This window comes from Variovorax sp. FW301-JW7, assembly GCF_058788795.1.
Map to the genome: position 1 here is coordinate 407 of NZ_JBYTBC010000034.1, position 1,681 is coordinate 2,087.

General features: G+C 62.6%; 1 pseudogene. It reads right to left on the minus strand.

Annotated features, from left to right (window positions below):
- Positions 1-1,681, minus strand: a pseudogene (locus AC3WQM_RS31960) (beta strand repeat-containing protein); the annotation flags it as partial.

Sequence of the window (1,681 nt, forward strand, 5' to 3'; positions counted from 1 at the left end):
GTGGCCGTGCTCAGACCCGACGACGTCGAAGTCGACAAGCTGCTCACGTTGCTGTTCGTGGTGCTCAAGCCCGTGGACAGGCTGGAGATGCCACTGGTCGCGGTGCTGAGACCCGTCGACAGACTGTCGATGCCGCTCGTGGCGGTGCTCAGACCGCTCGACGTCGACGTCGACAAGCTGCTCACGTTGCTGTTCGTGGTGCTCAAGCCCGTGGACAGGCTGGAGATGCCGCTGGTCGCGGTGCTGAGACCCGTCGACAAGCTGTCGATGCTGCTCGTGGCCGTGCTCAGACCCGACGACGTCGAAGTCGACAAGCTGCTCACGTTGCTGTTCGTGGTGCTCAAGCCCGTGGACAGACTGGAGATGCCACTGGTCGCGGTGCTGAGACCCGTCGACAGGCTGTCGATGCCGCTCGTGGCGGTGCTCAGACCGCTCGACGTCGAAGTCGACAGGCTGCTCACGTTGCTGTTCGTGGTGCTCAAGCCCGTGGACAGGCTGGAGATGCCGCTAGTCGCGGTGCTGAGACCCGTCGACAGGCTGTCGATGCTGCTCGTCGCCGTGCTCAGACCGCTCGACGTCGAAGTCGACAGGCTACTCACGTTGCTGTTCGTGGTGCTCAGGCCCGTGGACAGGCTGGAGATGCCGCTGGTCGCTGTGCTCAAACCGCTCGACGTGGAGGTCGAGAGGCTGTCCAGGTTGCTGTTCGTCGTGCTCAGGCCCGTCGACAGGCTAGAGATACCACTGGTAGCCGTGCTGAGGCCGCTCGACGCGGAAGTCGACAGACTACTTACGTTGCTGTTCGTGGTGCTCAGACCCGAGGACGTCGAGGTCGAAAGGCTGCTGACGTTGCTATTCGTGGTGCTCAGGCCCGTGGAAAGGCTGGAGATGCCACTGGTCGCTGTGCTCAGACCGCTCGAGGTAGACGTCGACAAGCTGCTGACGTTGCTGTTGGTCGTGCTCAGTCCGGTAGACAGGCTGGAGATACCACTGGTCGCCGTGCTCAAGCCGCTCGAAGTAGACGTCGACAGACTGTCGATGCTGCTCGTCGCCGTGCTCAGACCCGACGACGTCGAGGTCGACAGACTGCTCACGTTGCTGTTCGTGCTGCTCAGGCCCGTGGACAAGCTGGAGATACCACTGGTCGCCGTGCTCAGGCCCGACGACGTCGAAGTCGACAGGCTGCTCACGTTGCTGTTTGTGGTGCTCAGGCCCGTGGACAGGCTGGAGATGCCACTGGTCGCTGTGCTCAAGCCGCTCGAAGTAGACGTCGACAGGCTGTCGATGCTGCTCGTGGCCGTGCTCAGGCCACTCGACGTGGAAGTCGACAGGCTGCTCACGTTGCTGTTCGTCGTGCTCAGACCCGTGGACAGGCTGGAGATACCGCTGGTCGCTGTGCTCAGACCGCTCGAGGTAGACGTCGACAAGCTGCTGACGTTGCTGTTGGTCGTGCTCAGTCCGGTAGACAGGCTGGAGATGCCGCTGGTTGCAGTGCTCAAGCCGCTCGACGTGGAAGTCGACAGGCTGTCCAGGTTGCTATTCGTCGTGCTCAGGCCAGTGGACAGGCTGGAGATACCACTGGTCGCTGTGCTCAGACCCGACGACGCGGACGTCGACAAACTGCTGACGTTGCTATTGGTGGTGCTCAGGCCCGTTGACAGGCTGGAGATCCCACTGGTCGCCG